This window comes from Proteocatella sp. QWL-06 (genome assembly GCF_058684135.1).
The window spans coordinates 2,661,478-2,681,319 of the sequence record NZ_CM178755.1; the positions used below are offsets into that span (position 1 = coordinate 2,661,478).

Below are 19,842 nucleotides of genomic sequence, written 5' to 3' on the forward strand. Positions count from 1 at the left end.
TGATTCCCTAACCTGTTTTTTTGTTGTTGGAAATATTCTTGAAATTACCATATAAAAACACCTGAAGGATTATAAAGCTATAAATAATCCATTCAGGTGTTTCTAAGTTTAATATGTCTTGAAGACGAACATCTGGAACTGAGGAATGTTCAGGTCTGATGCTGTATCCTCATCGAAGAAGAAAACGGAGATATGAGGCAGTCCTCCGTAGATGCCGTCAAATTCGTAATCCCTGTCTGAGTCGTAGCTGCTCCACGGCATATTGCTTTCGCCGTCCAGTGCCCATCCTGGAAGTGCTGTGAGAGTTTTGTGATATTGCTCGAATTCCTGATGCGTCATGCCTTCAATACGAATCGTAGTGACCTCGTCTCCAAAGCCGTTGACTTCGTTTTTCAGCTCGGTTATCTTCCCGCCTGTCTGAGGCGCAGGAAGAGTTACTCCGTAAAAATCGCCCGGCCAGCCAGAAACAGCTCCAGAATCGCCTGATGGAGGTGCAGCAGAACCTTCGTTTTCTCTTTCCTTGAGCGCGTTCTCCCATTCCTCCAGATCTTCTTCCGGAATGGCTTCGAGCCCGTTTTCGTCTGTATTCCTGTAAAGCTCAGGGTTCTGATATATTGCGGCCATCTGTGATGCAAGGGCATCAAGACGCGATATCATTAGCTCCTGATCCGGCTTCCATCCATTGAGGATGTCAGAAAGTGCCTTAACCGTATCATTCTCAGGCAGTACATATCCGGCTGCCTCCAGAGCCGCTTTTGCGCCTGACTCAAAAATCTGGCCGCTCAGCTCTATTGTGTTGTTTGAAAGCCCTTCAACTTTTATTCCTACTATCTTATCCTCATAAAACAGATCCACAAGCGAATCGGTGATGTAGACCATAGCTTCAGTGGTATCCTTGGCTGTATTTCCTATGCCTGACGGATTAAGCGTCACAAGGCCTATGACAGAAGAGACAGGGCCCATCTTTTCCTTGATGTCTCCAAAGACCGTTGAGACCTGATTGCCATCGCCAAGGATTATGGTGCTGCCGGTATCTGCTACATCCACGATGCAGTCGACTCCGCCAACAAGAAGGCCTGCTCCCTCAAGCAGAGCCACGCTGCCGCCACCGGTTGCCACCATTGATATTCCCAGAAGGCCTACCTTGCTCGCAGTCTTGGTCGCTTGTGCAGCCTTGGTCAGCTTATCCCAGAAGGCTGCGTCCTCCATGGCCTGACCGTGTATTATTGCCTGAGCAAGCTCTATCTGCTTATATGCTGATTTCGCATCTGTACCCAGCTGACGGGCAAGCTGCTGATAGCGCTTCGCGCCCCTCAGGGCATCGTACTGCTTTGTCAGGTTTTCCGCCCAGACCTTAGGGTCAGGATTTCCGGGAGAACCTTCAGCATAAGCGACTAACGGAATTCCAAGAGATGAAGCTTTCGGGGAAGCACCTTGCTCCTTCGGCAGCATTACTGATGAGGTCTTGGTTATTGAATACTCTTCCAGAACTTCGATCGCCTGTGCGGATATATCATCTGCTACATAAGCCGCAAGCCCTGCAGCCTCCCATGCCTGAGTAGCATCATCCAGCATTTCCTGGATCTCATTCATGGACATGGACTTAAGATCGGCTGAAGCAAATGCTTCTGTCGCAAGCCTTGCGTAGATGTACTGTCTAAGAGCTACGGCAGTGGCCTCGCTTGCTGTCTTAGCAGCGAGCGGTTCTGCGTTTCGGATTGCCGTTACCGGAGCGATTTCGCTCCTGTCAAGCAGCCCAGGCAGGAATCCGAGAGCCAGGGCGGCTGCGACAATAAGTGCCAGAACGGCGCGGATACCTTTTTTTCCTGATTTTGTCGTTCCTTTAGATTTTGCTGTTCCTTTAGATTTTGTCGGTTCAGCCGGTTTCTCATGTATTTCTTCCCGATTAGGTGCCGGCTTTGTTTCCGGCTCGGGTATCGACTCCTTCACGGGCGCCGGTGTTGGCGCTTGGGCAGCTGCGGCGGGAGTTTTATCAACTGGTTTAACTGTCGGTGCCGTGTCTGGTGTCACCGCCGGCGCCACATCTGTCGCAGTCCCGCAGGAGCGGCAGAATCTTGCACCGGGATTGAGCGGCGAGCCGCAGTTTCCACAGAAATTTGCCATTTGCGTTCCTCCTTCTATTTAAGCAGCGGGCAGTTGCAGCGCCAGCACACATCATCGGTTATCTGGCACAGCGTAGCGCATGCATTGCAGAATATTATGCTGTCCTGCGACTTATCATATTTTTCATATGAGTTAAGCCCTGCGTGATGCCTTACAAGATCGCCAACCTTATAATAGTCAAAAACCGTCGTGTCATCCTCGGCCGTGAGATTATGGATCTTGCCGCGGCGTTCTTCGCGGATTATGACGGTGTACTCTGTGTAATGATGGATATAATAATCGTTGTCGCCGCTGCCGGTGCTCTGGCGGCGATTCTTCTTTCTGACGGTTTTTTCAACCACGACGCCGTCCCAGGTCTTGCTCCTTTTTCTTGAAATGATGCTGTAGAGAGCAATCAGCAGAAACATTCCTCCTATGCCAAGGCCTATGTAGAGCGCCTCCGGGTTGTCCATCTCAGGACTGGTTTCTCCGTAGATGTAAAATCCTGCAACAGCTGCTACGGCAAGTATCAGTGAGAAAAGCGATGACCAGCGGCTAGTGTTTTTGAGATAACGGGCAAATGCCGGATCATTTATTCGATTTGAGTAACCTCCTTTTACTCCTGTGGCAGCCGGCGCAGGCGGCTTAGGTTCAGGCGGTTTCGATTCAGGTTGCTTCGCTTCAGCAGCATTCTGGTTTTCCGGCACAGGATTTATCTTTATTTCCGGCGCAGGAGCTATCTTTACTCCGCAGTTTGTGCAGAAGCGGGTGCTCTCGGGTAGAAATACCCCACAATTTTCACAGTACATATTTATCCCCCTTATATTGATTTTTAGTAAGACAATAATATCACAGAGGCCCTTATATTTCAATTCATATAGGTTTATTTAGTTAGCATTTTTCTAAAATAGCTTTACTGAAGGAAACTTTTTCATTCGAGGGGTATAAAAAAGGGGTATAAAGAGGATGAGCAAGAAGGCATTTTACAGGAGGTAATATCATGGAAGAATTCAAATATTGGAGCATGACATCAGAAGAGGTGCTTGAATACATGAAATCTGACAGGCAGGGCTTGTCGCAGGCGGAGGCATCGGAAAGGATAAAGAAATACGGGGAGAATGTGATAAGGAAGAAAAAGCAGGTTACGCAGTTCATGCTTTTTGCAAACCAGTTCAGAAACCCTATTGTAGTAATCCTTATAATTGCGACGCTGATTTCAGGGATAACTGGCGACTGGACCGATGCGTTCATAATATTCCTTATAGTGCTGGCGAGCGCCGTTCTCAGCTTTACTCAGGAGTACAGTGCCGGGAATGCCATAGAGGCTCTTCGGAGCAAGGTGCAGGCAAGGGCTGTCGCAGTGCGTGATGGAAAAGAGGTTGAGATATTTTCAAGAAATGCAGTTCCAGGGGACATCATAAGGCTGTCTGCGGGTAGCCTCATACCTGCGGATGCAAGGGTAATTGAATGCGAGGATTTTTTTGTTACGCAGTCGATACTTACAGGTGAGTCGCTTCCTGTTGAGAAATCATCTGCAGCATGTGATGAGGACGCAAGCATTGAGGAAAGAGTCAACTGCCTGTATATGGGAACCAATGTGCACAGCGGGAGCGCTACGGCGGTGATAATTTCGACAGGAGAGGATACACAGTTTGGAAATATAGCGAAGACGCTCTCGCTCAGGCCTCCGGAGACGGAATTCGAGAGAGGCGTAAGGCATTTTGGGTATTTTCTCACTCAGCTGATGCTGATCCTTACGCTGGCTGTCTTTGCGGTCAACGTTATCCTGAGCAAGCCTGCGGTTGAATCGCTTCTGTTCTCCGTAGCGCTGGCGGTGGGTATAACGCCGCAGCTGCTTCCTGCGATAATAAGCATAACGCTTTCGAAGGGCTCCAGGGTCATGGCGGAGGAAGGCGTTATAGTGAGGCGGCTAACCGCTATAGAAAACTTTGGCAGCATGGACATTCTCTGTACGGATAAGACGGGTACTCTCACAGAGGGTATAATAAGGCTGGGTGGGGCATGTGACACCTATGGAGAAAAGTCTGACGAGGTATTTCGATTAGCCTATATAAACGCCAGTCTTCAGACGGGAATGGAGAACTCTCTTGACAAAGCCATAAGCGAGGCGGGAAATCCTTCCGTAAGCAGGGCCATCAGAAGGGGCGAGATTCCTTTTGACTTCACGAGGGAAAGGCTGAGCGTAATCGCGGAGGAGGATGGAGAGCTTAATCTCATAACGAAGGGGGCACTCAGCAGCGTGCTGGATGTATGCTCATATATTCAGGATGATGGCGAGATAATATCAAAGAATGAAGCCGGAATGAAAAGGATCGAGAGGCTTTACGAATCATGGAGCGGCAATGGCATAAGGGCGCTTGGAGTAGCTGTGAGAAAGGTGGAGCCAAAGGGAAAATACTATGTGGACGATGAGAAGGACATGGTATTCATTGGATTCCTGCTCATGTTCGACCATCCAAAGGAAGGAATACTGGAGACGGTGTCCGACCTGAGAAACAACGGGGTCAGTCTTAAGGTAATAACCGGAGACAACCGCCTCATAGCGGTCCATACTATGGAGAGCGTGGGGCTTGAGGTAACAGGCGTGATAACAGGAAGAGAGCTCATGAAGCTCAGCGAGGAATCTCTCTGGAACAGGATCGAGAGTGTGAATGTGTTTGCAGAGGTGGACCCTAACCAGAAGGAAAGGATAATCCTTGCGCTCAAGAAGAATCATCATGTAGTTGGATACATGGGAGATGGAATAAACGACGTGCCGGCGCTCCACGCTGCAGATGTAAGTTTATCTGTGGATAATGCAGTGGACGTTGCGAGGGAGTCTGCGGATTTCGTGCTTATAGAAAAAAGCCTCAGTTCGCTGAACCGGGGCATTGAGCTTGGGCGGACTACTTTCAGCAATACGCTCAAATATATAATGGTAACGACCAGCGCCAATTTCGGAAATATGTTCAGCATGGCAGGGATGTCGATATTCCTTCCTTTCCTTCCTCTGCTTCCCAAACAGATACTGCTCATAAACTTTCTTACGGATTTTCCGGCCATAACGGTAGCGGGAGACAGAGTGGATGCTGAAATATTAACAAGGCCTCGAAGATGGGACATACGCCAGATAATGAGATTCATGTTTGTCTTCGGTATAATAAGCTCTGTCTTTGACTATATAACATTTGGAGTGCTGTTTGCAGGATTCAGAGTGAGCCCGGAGATATTCAGGAGCAGCTGGTTCATATTCTCGGTAATCACGGAGCTGCTGATACTGATGGTCATGCGTACCCAGAAGCCGTTCTTCATGAGCAGGCCCTCTCCTGCACTCCTTTATTCATCTGTAGCGGTAGGATTGCTCACCGTTATGCTTCCATATACTCCGATAAGACAGGTCCTTGACATAAATGCTCCGGGACCGGTAATAGTAATGAGCCTGATTGCAATTTCTGCAGCATATATAGTCACCACAGAAATTGCAAAGCATTTCTTCTACAGGCATGAAAAATGATTTCTTGCGATGTCCACGCTCTCGCGGGCATCCTTTACATAGTAGTCAGCGCCAGTGAAGTCGGCGTACTCGGGATTGAGGACCGCTCCTCCGACCATGATTTTGCAGTCCAGACCGGCCTCTCTTATTGCAGAAATGGTGTCCTTCATGTTCTTCACAGTGGTGGTCATGAGTGCGCTCAGGCCCACAAGGGACACGTCGTGTTCTTTTATGGCTGAGACAATGGTCTGTGCCGGCACGTCGCGGCCGAGATCAATGACGTCATAGCCGTAGTTCTCAAGGAGCATTTTTGCTATGTTTTTGCCTATGTCATGGATATCTCCGTGTACCGTGGCGACTATTATCTTCTTTTTGCCTGAGATGCCTTCGAAATCTGATCCGGAAGAGGCTCCGTCTCCGGCAGCTTCAGAATTGCTGAATTGAGCCTCATGGCTCTTTATTATCTCAAAGCAGGCCTTAACGGCTTCTGCTGACTGCATGAGCTGCGGAAGGAATATCTTTCCCTTCTCAAACCGTTCGCCGACTGTATCGAGCGCCGGTATGAAATGGCTGTTTATTATATCAAGGGGAGCAAGCTCTTTAAGCATCCGGGCTGTCTTTTCGGGAGCTTCGAGCTTTCTGCCCTGTATTATCATGTCCATGAGGCTCAGGCCTGAGTCCTGGGATTCCAGGTTGTCTGATGAATTTTGAGCTGCTGTGCCTGCCACGCCGTCGGGTGCAGCTGCTGTACCTGTTATCGCGAGCTCGCCTGAATAGTTAGCGATATAATTTGCTGAGTCTTTGTCCTGACAGTTGAATACCCTGAATATGTCTATGGCTCTCATCATGTCTTCGGAGAGTGGGTTGAGTATAGGGGCATCAAGTCCGGCTCCGAGGGCTGCACTCAGGAATGCGCTGTTGAGGAGCGCTCTGTTTGGCAGCCCGAAGGATACATTGCTCACTCCGAGAACAGTTTTCACTCCCAGTCTTGACTTCACGAGTTTTATTGCATGGAGGGTATCAAGCACCGCTTCCTGCTGCGCTGAGGCCGTGAGGGTAAGGCAGTCAATCAGTATGTCTTCTCTTGGGATGTTGTAAACTGCTGCGGTTTCCACTATGCGTTTGGCCACCTCATATCTGTCCTCCGCACTTTGAGGGATTCCGGTCTCATCAAGAGTGAGGCCAACTACTACGGCGCCATATTTTTTTGCTATAGGGAATATCATGGCCATGTTTTCTTTTGTGCCGTTCACGGAGTTGATTATCGGTCTTCCGTTGCACGCCCTTATGCCTGCTTCTATAGCCTTTGGGTCGGAGCTGTCTATCTGAAGCGGAAGCGAGGTCACGCTCTGCACTTCCTTTACGACGCGCGCAATGACAGCGGCTTCATCTATCTCAGGAAGCCCCGTGTTTATGTCGAGTACATCGGCTCCCTTTTCCACCTGATCGATTGCCTCACCGATTATATATTCCATGTCGCCGTTTCTGAGAGCTTCCTTCAGCCTTTTTTTTCCAGTAGGATTTATACGCTCGCCTATCACGGTGACCACTCCATCAAGGATGACCGTCCTTGTAGATGAAGTTACTGCAGTAACGGGCTTTATTATTCTTTCAAATGGTTCTGAGGCATCTGCGATTTTTCGAAGCTCCTTTATGAACTCAGGACTGGTCCCGCAGCACCCGCCTATTATCCCTGCGCCTTTTGCGACCATTTCGGATACTATGTCTGCAAAGCCTTCAGGAGATATGTCATACACTGTTTCGCCTTCTCTTATCTTGGGAAGTCCGGCGTTTGCCTGTACCATAACAGGTACTCTTGAATATTCGAGTATCTGCTCTACGACTGGCATGAGCTCCTCGGGTCCCATGGAGCAGTTTACGCCGAGGGCATCTGCGCCCAGGCTCTGCAGGGTAATGGTTCCTGTCAGGGGATCCGTTCCCGTGAATGTTCTTCCGTCCTCCTGGTAGGTCATGGTGGCAAATACAGGGAGGTCTGTGTTTTCCTTTGCTGCGAGTATGGCAGCCTTCATTTCGTAAAGATCGGACATAGTCTCTATGAGTATGAGGTCTGCACCGGCTTTTTCTCCGGCGATCATCTGCCTTTTAAAAAGCTCGTAGGCCTTATCGAAGCTGAGGGTCCCCATTGGCTCGAGCAGCTGTCCGGTTGGCCCTATGTCAAGGGCGGTGTATCTTGCACCGGATTTTTTTGCAAGGCTTACTCCGGCGTTTACGATTTCTTCTACTGAGTATCCTGAGTCCTGGAGCTTGAGTTCGCACGCCTGAAATGTGTTGGTCGTTATTATGTCTGCGCCGGCAGCTACATATTCTCTGTGTATTTCAAGCACTGTTTCGGGATGGGTAATGCTGAGGCACTCGGGAAGGTCTCCTGCCTGGAGGCCTTTTTTCTGAAGCATCGTGCCCATTGCTCCGTCAAATACTATTATGTTACTCTTCAGATATTCTCTTACGTCCACAGTATCTACCTTCTTTCTTTAGTATGCAGTGATCCCTGAACTGGCATATATCACATGCGCCGGAGCTCAGGCTGCCTGATTCTTCAATCTTGTTTTTATCCGTGAGGCCTATTATTGCTGTGACTGATTTTCGGGGAAGCATTATACAGCTTTCTGTACAGGTAAGCCCGATCCTTCTTTCTGCATCAAGATATCTAAGGATTTCCTTCTGATGCGATATGCTCAGGTCTCCATATCCCGGGCTGAAGCGGGGAAGCGTAAGTAGGCCTTCTGACTGTATCTGGCTGCGAATTTCTTCTTCTGCCGCATCGCATACTTTTTCGATGTATTCGCTTCCGCAGGCATCAAAAATAAGTCCGGAGGTGACTGACCTGGACTGGATGGCTTTCATGCCGGCATCAAATGATGTTCCCAGAGTGGCTGCTATGAAAGCGACCTTTTCAGCGCCGCTGAGATGGCGGGCAAGGTCTTTTCCTCTGAGCACGAGAGCTGAGCCGGGGATTGAGACATCATCGTCTGAGATTATCAGGCTGCTGATCTTCCAGCAGTACCTTGGCTTTGATATGTCTCTGCATTTTTTTATGTTCTCATCGATAAGAGCCGAAAGCTCTGCATCTATTTCCTGGTCCTTATATCCAAGATAACGCAGCACTTCGGCCCTGTCAATACTTATGGATCCGTTCAATTTTATCTCTCCTGGAATAATGAGTCGAACTGCGCCTTGCACTGCATTGCGATTTCCGGCTTGTTCATTGAATAGATGTGTATGTTTCTGTGACCGTTTCTTATGAGATTCTCCATCTGTCTGCAGGTATAATCTATACCGGCTTTTTTGAGGTCCTCAGGGCTGTTTTCGTACTTGTGCAGTATCCTGATTATATCAGAAGGAAGACTTACGCCGCACTGGAATATCATTCTCTGTATCTGAGATTTCCCGAGGATAGGCATCAGGCCTGCAACGATAGGCTTTGTTATGCCTCGGCTTGTTGCCTGCTCCATGAACCTGAAGAAGGTTCCGTTTTCAAAGAAAAGCTGTGATACGAAAAAGTCTGCGCCGGCCTGCTGCTTTTCATACAGGTGGTCATAGTTTCTGCTGATGCTGTCGCACTCTATATGTCCCTCCGGATAGCATGCGGCTCCGATGCTGAAGTCTCCGGTTTCTTTTATGAATTCTATGAGATCCCTTGCGTATCTGAAATCACCGTGGTCTTTTTCGCAAAATCCCTCCGGGATATCGCCCCTGAGAGCCATTATGTTCTCGATGCCGCTGTTTTTCATTTCACTTAGAATGGAGCTGATCTGAGGTTTCGTCGCCCCTATGCACGTGAGGTGTGCCATCGGCTCTGTGCCAAGCTCGTTTTTTATATGTGAAGCGATTTCGATGGTCTTTGAATTGTTGCCGTGCCCTCCTGCTCCGTAAGTGACGCTTATGAAGCCGGGTTTCTGCTTAGCCATGCCTGAGAGTACGTCTGTTACTGTCTCAACGGAGCTTTCCTGCTTTGGAGGAAATACCTCGAATGAGATTACTGGTCTTTTTATTTCATATAGTTTTTTTATGTGCAATTAAATCACTCCTGTCTTTGATAAATTCTTAAAAGTATATCAGATTATTCAGAAAAAAGCAATAGTTATTTTATTATCAATTATGTGTTTTTCTTTTTAAATCAAAAAAAGAAAGTGCAATCTGTAAAAGATTGCACTTTCCGGGAAATGGAATGAGCATATTTGCTATTCTATTTTCCTGATCTTGTCTGTCTGTAGCTTTCAAGCGATACATAAAGCAGGTTTTTTGCTGCAGCTACCTGGCTTTCCATTGTCTGCGTAGATATCTGCGTGTTTTCAAAAGCGGTCTGAGATATGAATCCCCTCTCAAAGAGGGTTTTCTGTACAGCTTCTGTATTTTGAGCAAGTCTCAGCTTTTCCTGAGATATCTTTAGGGATTTGTACGAATTCATAAGAGAATCGTACTGCCTTGTAAAGCTTGATGAAACGCTGTCTTTTGCGGTCTGAAGGGCGGCCTGCGCGGAGTCTTCTTCATATTCGCTGTAGTCCGTGCTCCTGCTTTTGACATCATATGATATCTGGGCTGATTTTATGGTCGCGCTCGTATTCATGAGATTTTTCAGGTCTTCTTCAAAATTGAGGTTTTCTATCTTTTCAAGCTCTGTATCTGATATCTCGACGGATTCAAGCTCAAGCGTGGTACGCTTGTCTGCGCCGAGCAGGGCTCTGAGCTCTGCCAGGCTTGATGCGGCTGCCGCAGACTGTGAGCTGAGGTTTATGTCTGACTCTCCGGCGGAGTTTACGATTGCATCATAGGCATTTTTTGAGATATAGCCTCGTTTGAGCTTTTCTGCGGCAATCTCGAGGCTTCTCTGGGTCTGAGTATTTTTTGAGCTACTTACTGTGAGCATTTCCTGGTCGGCAAGGCAGTTTACAAAGAGCTGCTTTGCTCTCTGAATCTGCTGGCTTATCTGCTGGTCCATGGTGGCGTTTGCAAGATCGGCTGTGAGGTCCAGCTGATTTCGAGAGGAGCTCAGCGAGCTTATCTGGCCGTAAAGCGTGGATATGCGGGCGCTGTTGTCTACCGGCTTTCCCTGATCGTCTTTCTGTGAGTTAAGGCGGTCTATTTCATCGTTCAGGTCGCTTATGGTATCTTCAAGGTCATCATATTTTTTCTCGTAGGTCCAGGTGTCATTCTTTATCTTCTTTATCACTGGCGAACGCTCAAGCATTATTCTTTCGATGTTTTCGAGGCTGAGCGTAAGCACTGGTCCTGACACTGCAGGCTTTTCAGCTGCAGGTTTTTCGGTGGTCTGCGCTGAGGCGACTGTGCCTGAAAGCATTATTGTGATAATCAGTGAGGAGACTGCGGTTTTCAGTATGTTTCTTTTCATGTCTTCCTCCTAGTTTCCAACGCTGAGGATGCGGAATTTTCCATTTTCGGTGACTTTGTCTGCACCTTCAACTACCACGCTGTCATCTACGCTCAGGCCTGTGACTGTGATGTATCTGTTTTTTTCCTGTCCTGTAACTATTTCTTTCTTTACAAGGGAGCCATCAGCAACGGTATACACGAATTTGGTTCCGTTTTCTTCAAGCACGGATTCTGAAGGTATCAGGATCTCGCTGTCAGCATTTTTCTGTATAAGCTTTGCGCTTGCAAGCATTCCGTCCTTGAGTGAGCCGTCTTCGTTTGCAATGCTGATCTTAACGCTGTAAAGTCCTGTTGCGGGGTCTGCCCCTGGTGATGCTGCGGCTATGTTTCCTGTCACCGTCTGCCCTGTAGCAGAAACGAGAACTTCTGCAGATATATTTTCTTTTCCGGAGAAAATTTCATCTATATATGCATCGGAAACTTTTATCGTCATTTCCATGTTCTTTGGATTTATTACGCTCATTGCAGGGGTTTGAGATGATACCATGTCTCCGATTTTTATGCTGTTTGAAGCTATGTGGCCGTCTATAGGAGCCTTTATCACGGTATCATTCACATTTTTCTGTGCAAGGTCAAATGCTGCCTGGGCGCTTTCTACCTGAGCTTTGGCTACCTTTGCATTTTCGGGATTCACGCTTTCTGTTGTCAGGCTGTAGTTTTCCTTTGCGGCATCGAGTGCGGTCCTGGCATTTTTGAGCCTGCTGTCTGCGCTGTTCATTGAGGACTGTGCCTGTGATTTTGCATTTTCAAGCTGGGCTGAGGCTGTATCAAGGGTGTTCTTTGCAGTGTCCAGATTGTACTGGCTTTCTTCTCCGGATTCTGCCAGAAATGAGATTCTCTCGTAATTCGAAAGGGCATTATCATATGCAGCCTGGGCTGGCATTATGAGGGAGCTGCTTTCAAACTGCGCCTTTGTGCTGTCATAAAGAGTCTGAGCGTCTCTAAGCTCGTTTTCGGCGCGCTCAAGAGCCTGCTTTGCCTGTGTTTCAGCCTGAGGATTTGCCGCGCTTACGATCTTTGAGTAGTTTGCGCCTGCAGAATTGAGGCTGGCCTTTGCCTGCCTGAGCTGGAGCTGAGCTGTCGTATCATCTATTGTGAAAAGGACATCGCCTTTTTTTACCTGGCTTCCTATATCAACCTTTACAGAGGTAACCTTTCCAGATGCTGAAGGGATTATCATCATGGATTCTGATGAGTTTATCTTTCCGTCGTAGGAAACGGCTTCGAGGCTTGAGCTGGTCTTTACTCTGGCAACGGTGATGCTGGTTTCTGCGGATGCGCATCCTGCGAGGACGCTCATTGAAAGTACCGCGCAGAGGGCGGCAGAGATTGTTTTTTTCATTATGTTTTCCTCCTGGCTAGTTTAAGTGAATTTTGACATCGCAGTTCATTCCAAATACCATTGGAAGCTTGTCCGGATTTTCAATTGTCACCTTCACGGGAATGAGCTGGGTTACCTTGGTGTATGTTCCGCTTGTAGAGAAGGAGGACAGCCCTGATGAAAAATAGGTCTGAGTCGCGCTGTCGATTTCACTTACAGTACCGCTGAATTTCCTGTTTCCGTAGGCGTCTATCTTCACATCTACTTTCTGTCCTACGGCTATCTTCATTATGTCGGTCTCTTCTATGTTTACGCCGATGTACATGTTGTCTGTGTCTGCTATCACTGCGAGGGTGGTCTGAGGCGTTACGCTCTGGCCGACGCTGTAATCTGATTTAACTACGGTTCCGTCCGCAGGCGAGAATATTCCAGGGAGTACTTCCTGTCTTCCAAGCATCTCTCCCTGTGAGACCATATCTCCGGTTGCCACGTTCCACTCAAGCAGTTTTCCTGAAGATATCGCGTTTACGGTGTACATTTTGGCTGTGACCTTTGCGTTGTCTGTGCTGAAGGTGTTTGCGGAGCTTACTGCGAACATTATGGCTATGCACAGGGCTACTGCGATTGCTGAGACGAGTGGATAGAATACTTTTTTTGGAATCTTGAGAAGCAGCCTGCGAAGCTTTATTCTCTTTTTGCCTGGGGTCTTTTTGCCTGGGGTCTTTACGTCTGGATTTTTTGCATCTGGATTTTTATTTTCATTATTTTCCATGTTTTTATACACTCCTATTCTTCTTCTGATGTTGCGCCTGTGAACTGGCTGTTGTAGAGGCCGCTGTAGAAGCCCTGTCTTTCAAGCAGCTCGTAGTGATTTCCCTGCTCTATGATGTCTCCGTCCTTCATTACGAGGATCAGGTCGGCATCTCTTATAGTGGAAAGCCTGTGAGCTATTACAAAGCTTGTACGGCTCGCCATCAGGTTGTCCATGGCTTTTTGAATGAGCACTTCTGTACGGGTGTCTACGGAGCTTGTAGCTTCGTCTAGTATGAGGATCTTAGGGTCTGAAAGGAAGGTACGCGCTATTGTAAGCAGCTGCTTCTGTCCCTGTGATATGTTGCTGGCTTCTTCGTTGAGCATCATTGAATATCCTCCCGGGAGCGCCTTTATGAAATCGTGACAGTGGGCGGATTTTGAGGCCTCTTTTACTTGCTCGTCTGTCGCGCCGAATGAACCGTATTTTATGTTGTCCATTATAGAGGCATTGTACAGCCATGTATCCTGGAGCACCATTCCAAACATGTCCCTCAGGTCTTTTCTTGTGAAATCCTTTATGCTGTGGCCGTCTATGATTATGTCTCCTGAGTTTACGTCATAGAATCTCATCAGCAGCTTTATGATAGTTGATTTTCCTGCTCCGGTAGGGCCTACTATGGCTATTCTCTGGCCTGGTTTTACGTCGCAGCTGAAATCGTTCACTATTATCTTGTCCTCGTTGTATCCGAATCTCACGTTTTTGAATTCCACATGGCCTTCTACTTTTTCAGGCACGGCCGGATTTTCGGGATCTGGAACTTCTTCTTCTTCTTCAAGGAACTCAAATACACGCTCTGCAGCGGCTGCGGTGGACTGGAGTGTATTGGATATGGTGGCCATCTGCGCGATAGGCTGGTTGAAGCTTCGCACATACTGTATGAAGGCCTGTACGTCTCCTACCTCGATTACCTTCTTTACTGCGAGGTATCCTCCGAGTATGCATACGGCTACATATCCGAGGTTTCCTACAAAGTTCATCAGAGGCATCATCAGCCCTGAAAGAAACTGTGACTTCCATGCGGATTCGTAAAGCTTTTCGTTCATCTCCCTGAAGATGGTCTTGGCTTCTTCCTCACCGTTGAATACCTGGACTACATTATGTCCGGAGTAGTTTTCCTCTATATGACCGTTTATGCTGCCAAGGTACTCCTGCTGGGTCCTGAAGTGCTTCTGCGACATCTTTACGATCCTCATTATGAGAACTCCGGATACCGGAAGTATCATAAGCGAGGTAAGTGTAAGTGAAAAGCTTATGGAGAGCATCATTATGATTACTCCTGTTACCGTTGCTACTGAGGTGACTATCTGTCCGAGACTCTGGTTGAGGGTCTGGGCTATAGTGTCTACATCGTTTGTGACTCTTGAGAGGACTTCTCCGTGGGTACGTGTATCATAGTACCTGAGCGGGAGCCGGTTCATCTTCTGGGAGATGTCTCTTCTGAGCTTGTAGGTAACCTTCATCGATATCCCGGACATTATATATCCCTGAAGATATGCAAATCCGGAAGATACTACATAGAGTGCCATCATTATGAGGCACATTCTGTTGATATAATCAAAATCTGTAAGCAGGCCGGTTCCCATCATGTAGGCCATGAGACCTTCAAAGAGCTTGGTAGTTACCTTTCCAAGAAGCTTTGGTCCTACTATCGAGAATATGGATGAGAATGCTGCAAATATAAGAACTATTACTATCTTTGCCTGATACTCTTCGATATATTCTAGGAGCTTGAGCATGGTAGCTTTGAAGTTTTTGGCTTTTGCGCCGCCAGCTCCCATTGCGCCCATGGGACCTCCTCCCATAGGACCTCCGCCCATGGGGCCTTTCTGAGGGGCTTTGCTGTTTTCTTTACTCATTTAGCTCCTCCTTGCTCAGCTGTGACAGAGCTATCTCCCGGTAGACCTCACAGCTCTTCATAAGCTGCTCGTGCGTGCCTTTTCCGGCGATTTTGCCGGCTTCAAGCACTACAATCTGTTCGGCGTCCATTATGGTGCTTATACGCTGAGCAATGAGAAGCACTGTGCTTCCTCCGGTCTCTTTTCTAAGCGACGCTCTCAGAGCAGAATCTGTCTTGAAGTCAAGGGCTGAAAAACTGTCATCAAATATATATATCTGTGGTTTCTTCACGAGTGCCCGCGCTATCGAAAGCCTCTGCTTCTGACCGCCTGACACGTTTGATCCGCCCTGTGCAATAGGGGTTTCAAAGCCTTCCGGCCTTGATTCTATGAATTCCATGGCCTGAGCTATCTGCGCGCCGGACAGGATTTCTTCGTCTGTAGCGTTCTTGTCTGCATACCTGAGGTTGGAATCTATTGTCCCTGAAAAAAGCACTGCCTTCTGAGGTACGTAGCCAAGCTGGCTTCGGAGGGAGTGGAGCTCCATGTCCCTTATATCCGTACCGTCTATGGTTATGCTTCCTTCTGTAACGTCATAGAATCTTGGCACAAGATTGGCTATGGTGGATTTTCCGCTTCCTGTAGAGCCTATGAATGCGGTTGTCTCCCCTGGCTTTGCAGTGAAGTCTATGTCATGCAGCACGTCTTCTTCTGCTCCCGGATAACGAAAGCTCACGTGGTCGAATCTCAGAACTCCCTCTGATGATGAAAATGGAAGCGCATCGGGCCTGTTTTTTATCTGAGGATCTGATTCGAGCACATCGGCTATACGAACTGCCGACACTGAGGCTCTTGGTATCATTATGAACATCATGGACATCATGAGGAAGGCCATGATTATCTGCATAACATACTGCATATATGCCATCATCTGACCGACATCGATCTTGAACGCAGACACCTGATAAGAGCCGACCCATACTATAAGTACGGTTATGAGGTTCATCAGGAGCATCATCAGAGGCATCATCGCAGCCATTGTGCGGTTTACAAAAAGGTTGGTGTCAGTAAGGGTCTTGTTCTCCTTGTCAAATCTGGCTTCCTCGAAATCCTGAGTGTTGAAGGCTCTTGTAACAAGCAGCCCTGAGAGATTTTCTCGTACCACCTGATTGAGCCTGTCAACAAGGGTCTGTATTACCTTGAATCTTGGAAGAGCCAGGCTGAAAAGCGTAGCGATTATCCCTACGAGCACCACTATCGCGAGTGCTATTATCCACGACATGGAAGCACTGTTGTTTACTGCATGAATGATTCCGCCTATACCCATTATAGGGGCGTAAAATATCATTCTTATCATCATTATCACAAGCGTCTGCACCTGAGTCACATCGTTGGTAGTCCTTGTAATAAGCGAGGATGTGGAGAATCTGTCAAATTCTACGTTTGAAAAGCTTTCTACTTTTTCAAACAGGTCGATCCTAAGCTGCTGTCCTATGCCGGCTCCTACCCTGGATGCCAGATAGCCAACCGCTATGCTGAGCATTCCTCCGGTAAGAGATATCAGTATCATCCTGAACCCTATGCCTATTATTGTACCGGTATCTCCGGTTGCAATGCCTTCATTTACTATGTCTGACATATAATCAGGCAGGGCGAGGTCGCACATTGCCTGGCCAAACAGCAGCATGACCGCAGCCAGTATGAGCCAGAAATATGGCTCGGCGTATCTTAATAATCTTGTCATTCTGTCACCTCTCGAATAAAATCTATTATTTATAGTACTACGGTTATACAAAGTTGTCAATCGGAATATAAAAAAACTACATACGGGCCATAAAACTGTTGACACGGTAATAAATAATGTATAATATAAAAGTAGAGATACAAACTCAATGTCCATCAGGTGGGCATTTTTTATATAAAGGGGGCTTTTTGATGAAGCAGGAAAATGAGACCAAAAAGAGAATACGCTCGACCGCTCTGCGCCTTTTTGAGGAGAAATCCTTTGAAGAGGTCACAATTAACGAGATATGCAAGGAGAGCGGGATAACAAAGCATACCTTCTACTATTATTTCAAATCGAAGGATGACCTGCTGGACAAATTCTACAAGATGCCATGCGGCCTTTCGATGGAAGAGTTCGGGATGATATTCTCGATGGATTCCTATGTGGAGCAGCTGTGGATGATAAACAAGAAGCTGATAGATTTCGTACAGGAAAAGGGCCTGGAGATAGTAAAGCAGATAATGATCAAGAACCTCAGCGATGATCAGGGAACCTTCGCCATAGACACAAGCGAAATCAAGGATATGATAAAGCTGATGGTAAGCATAATAGACAAGGGAAAGCAGAGCGGCCAGATAAAAAGCCAGATTGACAGCAAGGATCTTGTAAGGATGTTTCACCAGTTCTTTCACTCAACAATGTTTGTATGGGCTACAAGAAATGGAGACTTTGATTTTGAAAATTATCTGAGGTATCACTTTGAGGTACTTTATCAGGTGGAAGACAGCCAGCGAAAGGCAAGGACGCTGGGAATCGAGGAATTATGAAGCTGCCGGAAAGCGCGAGATATATAATAGACAAGCTGCATGAAGCGGGATATGAGGCTTATATAGTCGGGGGATGCGTAAGAGACTTCCTCATGGGTGAGGATCCACATGACTGGGATATGACAACGAGCGCCAGGCCGGAGGATGTAAAGCGAATATTTTCTGATTTCAATATAATAGATACAGGAATAAAACATGGGACCGTGACGCTGATGATGGAATCTGAGCCTTTTGAGATAACCACGTACAGGACAGACGGAAGCTATGTCAACAGCAGAAGGCCACAGAGCGTGACCTTTGTGGCCAGCCTCAGAGAGGACCTCAGACGCAGGGATTTCACTATAAATGCCATGGCCTGGAATCATACAGGCGGCCTCATGGATTATTTTGGAGGAAGGGAAGACCTTGAATCAGGTATCATAAGATGCGTGGGAAATCCCGATGAGAGGCTTTCTGAAGATGCACTGAGGATACTGAGAGCACTGAGATTCGCTTCTGAAAAGGATTTTAGGATAGAGCCGGATACATACATGGCCATGTGCAGGAATGTCAGTCTGCTCAGAAATATTTCCGCAGAAAGGATAGCAGTTGAGCTCAGCCGCACTCTTATGGGAAAAGGCGTATTCAGCGCCCTCATGAACTATCCGGAGCCGCTTTTTGAGGTGATACCTGAGCTGAGAGCAGCCTTTGGATTCAAACAGAACAATCCACATCATATCTATGATGTATATGAGCATACAGTAAGGAGCATTGCAAATGCCGATGCTGACCTTGAGATAAGGCTTGCGCTTCTTTTCCATGATGCAGGAAAGCCGCTGTGCTACAGCGAGAAGGAAGGAATAGGGCATTTCTACGGCCACGACAGGATAAGCGCAGATATTGCAGAGAAGGTTCTCAGGAGGCTGAAATATGACTCCGCCACTGTCAGTAATGCAGTCAGGCTCGTCGAAAACCACAGCCTGGAGCTTATTTCTTCAGAGAAAATAGTCAGGCGAAGGCTTTCAAAATTTGGAGAGGTCTTTTTCAGAAAGCTCCTGAGGATGAAGCTCGCTGACTCTTCGGCTACTTCCCCTGACACTCTGGGAGAAAGGCTGCGTGCGATTGAAGAAACTGAAAGAATAATAGATAAGATAATAGAGGAAAATCTGTGTTTTTCTGTAAAGAGCCTCGCCATAGACGGAAATGATCTCATAAGGATGGGAATACCACAGGGAAAGCTCATAGGGAGCATTCTTGCTGAGGTTCTCGAAATGGTCATTGATGGAGAGCTCGAGAATGACAGAGAGAAAATACTTGAATTTACAGAGAGGAAATATATAGTTATATGAAGAAGAAAGATTTTATACTGACGCTCCTTGTAGTTGTAATCTGGGGTGCTAATTTTACCGTGATAAAACTTGGGCTTGGCGGAGTGCCTTCGATGCTGCTGGTATCCCTAAGATATCTGTCTGTGCTTCCGGCGCTGTTTTTCGTAAAAAAACCGGAGCTCGACTGGAAATATGGACTGGCTTATGGATTTTCTGTTGGAGTGCTCCAGTTCTCATGCCTTTTTTACGCAATGGAAATCGGAATGCCGGCAGGGCTTTCATCGATAATACTTCAGTCGGCGGCATTCATGACACCGCTTCTGGCAGCGGCATTTCTGAGAGAAAAAGTAAAGCCCAACCAGATAGCAGGACTTGTGGTTGCAGCCGGAGGGCTCTATCTGATTGGGGTGAGTGCAGGAGAAGGCGGCTCATCTTCGATTCCGCTTCCAGCGCTGATGCTTACCCTGGCAGCGGCATTCTTCTGGGCCATATCCAACATAATTCTCAAATTCGCTTCAAACAAGCTTGAAAAAGAAGGCAAGAAGCTCGACATGGTAGGAGTAGTGATCTGGACGAGCATTGTTCCGCCGATTCCGCTTTTCATTATGTCGCTCATAAAGGACTCGCCTCAGGTGGTCTTCAGCACGCTCATGAATCTGAGCCCGATGTCGATATTCGCGATACTCTACCTGGCAATCGGAGCCACTATATTCGGATATGGGGCATGGAATGTGCTTCTTGGAAAGTATGAGGCATCAAAGATATCCCCGCTTTCACTCATGGTTCCCGTGACAGGGCTGATAACGGCAAGGCTGATACTTGGAGAAGTCATGACTCCGATGCAGTGGGCAGGCGGACTTGTTATAATCGCAGGGCTCGTAATTGCAAATATTAATTTCAAAAGGCAGAAAGCATAGAATATATCCGGCAATCCTGAAAAGGGTTGCTTTTTTGATTGAAAAGAGTCATTGAAAAGAAATTTAGACAGATAAAGCAAAAAATAA

General features: G+C 47.3%; 14 protein-coding genes. 4 read left to right on the forward strand and 10 right to left on the reverse strand.

From position 1 onward, the window contains the following. Positions 1-108: 108 nt before the first annotated feature. Positions 109-2,124 carry a zinc ribbon domain-containing protein gene (locus tag AC4PGZ_RS12610; RefSeq protein ID WP_492158970.1) on the reverse strand — a complete coding sequence of 672 codons (2,016 nt, stop codon included), beginning with the start codon at positions 2,122-2,124 and terminating at the stop codon, positions 109-111. A 14-nt stretch (positions 2,125-2,138) separates the two neighbouring features. Beyond that, positions 2,139-2,912, reverse strand: a complete 774-nt coding sequence (locus AC4PGZ_RS12615) for a hypothetical protein (RefSeq protein WP_492158971.1) — start codon at positions 2,910-2,912, stop codon at positions 2,139-2,141. A gap of 191 nt (positions 2,913-3,103) precedes the next feature. On the opposite strand from AC4PGZ_RS12615, the gene mgtA reads away from it, so the two are divergent. Next, positions 3,104-5,617: a magnesium-translocating P-type ATPase gene (mgtA, locus tag AC4PGZ_RS12620; protein ID WP_492158972.1), complete on the forward strand. Its 2,514-nt coding sequence runs from the start codon at positions 3,104-3,106 to the stop codon at positions 5,615-5,617. Here the strand turns inward: mgtA and AC4PGZ_RS12625 are convergent. The 8 genes from AC4PGZ_RS12625 to AC4PGZ_RS12660 form a co-directional block, all read right to left on the reverse strand. Then, positions 5,599-8,070 carry a homocysteine S-methyltransferase family protein gene (locus AC4PGZ_RS12625; protein WP_492158973.1) on the reverse strand — a complete coding sequence of 824 codons (2,472 nt, stop codon included), beginning with the start codon at positions 8,068-8,070 and terminating at the stop codon, positions 5,599-5,601. The genes mgtA and AC4PGZ_RS12625 overlap by 19 nt on opposite strands. Beyond that, a complete protein-coding gene (locus AC4PGZ_RS12630; protein WP_492158974.1) occupies positions 8,042-8,755 on the reverse strand; it encodes a methionine synthase in 714 nt (237 codons plus the stop codon). The genes AC4PGZ_RS12625 and AC4PGZ_RS12630 overlap by 29 nt, the downstream gene beginning before the upstream one ends. A gap of 2 nt (positions 8,756-8,757) precedes the next feature. Continuing rightward, positions 8,758-9,633, reverse strand: coding sequence for a methylenetetrahydrofolate reductase (locus AC4PGZ_RS12635; protein ID WP_492158975.1), 876 nt, complete (start codon positions 9,631-9,633; stop codon positions 8,758-8,760). Positions 9,634-9,803: 170 nt separating this feature from the next. Then, a complete protein-coding gene (locus AC4PGZ_RS12640) occupies positions 9,804-10,967 on the reverse strand; it encodes a TolC family protein (RefSeq protein ID WP_492158976.1) in 1,164 nt (387 codons plus the stop codon). A 9-nt stretch (positions 10,968-10,976) separates the two neighbouring features. Then, complete coding sequence (locus AC4PGZ_RS12645) at positions 10,977-12,350, reverse strand: efflux RND transporter periplasmic adaptor subunit (RefSeq protein WP_492158977.1); 1,374 nt, start codon at positions 12,348-12,350, stop codon at positions 10,977-10,979. Positions 12,351-12,366: 16 nt separating this feature from the next. Continuing rightward, positions 12,367-13,101, reverse strand: coding sequence for a hypothetical protein (locus AC4PGZ_RS12650; protein WP_492158978.1), 735 nt, complete (start codon positions 13,099-13,101; stop codon positions 12,367-12,369). Between the two features lie 14 nt (positions 13,102-13,115). Next, on the reverse strand, positions 13,116-14,999 hold the full coding sequence (locus AC4PGZ_RS12655) for an ABC transporter ATP-binding protein (protein WP_492158979.1): 1,884 nt from the start codon (positions 14,997-14,999) through the stop codon (positions 13,116-13,118). Further along, a complete protein-coding gene (locus AC4PGZ_RS12660) occupies positions 14,992-16,722 on the reverse strand; it encodes an ABC transporter ATP-binding protein (RefSeq protein ID WP_492158980.1) in 1,731 nt (576 codons plus the stop codon). The genes AC4PGZ_RS12655 and AC4PGZ_RS12660 overlap by 8 nt, the downstream gene beginning before the upstream one ends. 191 nt (positions 16,723-16,913) lie before the next feature. Here AC4PGZ_RS12660 and AC4PGZ_RS12665 point away from each other — a divergent pair, with 191 nt between their 5' ends. From AC4PGZ_RS12665 to AC4PGZ_RS12675, 3 genes are read left to right on the forward strand one after another with little or no spacing between them, the layout of a single operon-like run. Then, positions 16,914-17,531, forward strand: a complete 618-nt coding sequence (locus tag AC4PGZ_RS12665; protein ID WP_492158981.1) for a TetR/AcrR family transcriptional regulator — start codon at positions 16,914-16,916, stop codon at positions 17,529-17,531. After that, on the forward strand, positions 17,528-18,859 hold the full coding sequence (locus tag AC4PGZ_RS12670) for a CCA tRNA nucleotidyltransferase (protein WP_492158982.1): 1,332 nt from the start codon (positions 17,528-17,530) through the stop codon (positions 18,857-18,859). Before AC4PGZ_RS12665 ends, AC4PGZ_RS12670 begins: the two co-directional genes overlap by 4 nt. Beyond that, positions 18,856-19,755 carry an EamA family transporter gene (locus AC4PGZ_RS12675; RefSeq protein ID WP_492158983.1) on the forward strand — a complete coding sequence of 300 codons (900 nt, stop codon included), beginning with the start codon at positions 18,856-18,858 and terminating at the stop codon, positions 19,753-19,755. Before AC4PGZ_RS12670 ends, AC4PGZ_RS12675 begins: the two co-directional genes overlap by 4 nt. Positions 19,756-19,842 lie beyond the last annotated feature (87 nt).

Bases quoted from the DNA above. Each gene is read 5' to 3' on its own strand.
- AC4PGZ_RS12610 (WP_492158970.1), bottom strand. From the start codon at position 2,124: ATGGCAAATTTCTGTGGAAACTGCGGCTCGCCGCTCAATCCCGGTGCA.
- AC4PGZ_RS12615 (WP_492158971.1), bottom strand. From the start codon at position 2,912: ATGTACTGTGAAAATTGTGGGGTATTTCTACCCGAGAGCACCCGCTTC.
- mgtA (WP_492158972.1), top strand. From the start codon at position 3,104: ATGGAAGAATTCAAATATTGGAGCATGACATCAGAAGAGGTGCTTGAA.
- AC4PGZ_RS12640 (WP_492158976.1), bottom strand. From the start codon at position 10,967: ATGAAAAGAAACATACTGAAAACCGCAGTCTCCTCACTGATTATCACA.
- AC4PGZ_RS12645 (WP_492158977.1), bottom strand. From the start codon at position 12,350: ATGAAAAAAACAATCTCTGCCGCCCTCTGCGCGGTACTTTCAATGAGC.
- AC4PGZ_RS12650 (WP_492158978.1), bottom strand. From the start codon at position 13,101: ATGGAAAATAATGAAAATAAAAATCCAGATGCAAAAAATCCAGACGTA.
- AC4PGZ_RS12655 (WP_492158979.1), bottom strand. From the start codon at position 14,999: ATGAGTAAAGAAAACAGCAAAGCCCCTCAGAAAGGCCCCATGGGCGGA.
- AC4PGZ_RS12660 (WP_492158980.1), bottom strand. From the start codon at position 16,722: ATGACAAGATTATTAAGATACGCCGAGCCATATTTCTGGCTCATACTG.
- AC4PGZ_RS12665 (WP_492158981.1), top strand. From the start codon at position 16,914: ATGAAGCAGGAAAATGAGACCAAAAAGAGAATACGCTCGACCGCTCTG.
- AC4PGZ_RS12670 (WP_492158982.1), top strand. From the start codon at position 17,528: ATGAAGCTGCCGGAAAGCGCGAGATATATAATAGACAAGCTGCATGAA.
- AC4PGZ_RS12675 (WP_492158983.1), top strand. From the start codon at position 18,856: ATGAAGAAGAAAGATTTTATACTGACGCTCCTTGTAGTTGTAATCTGG.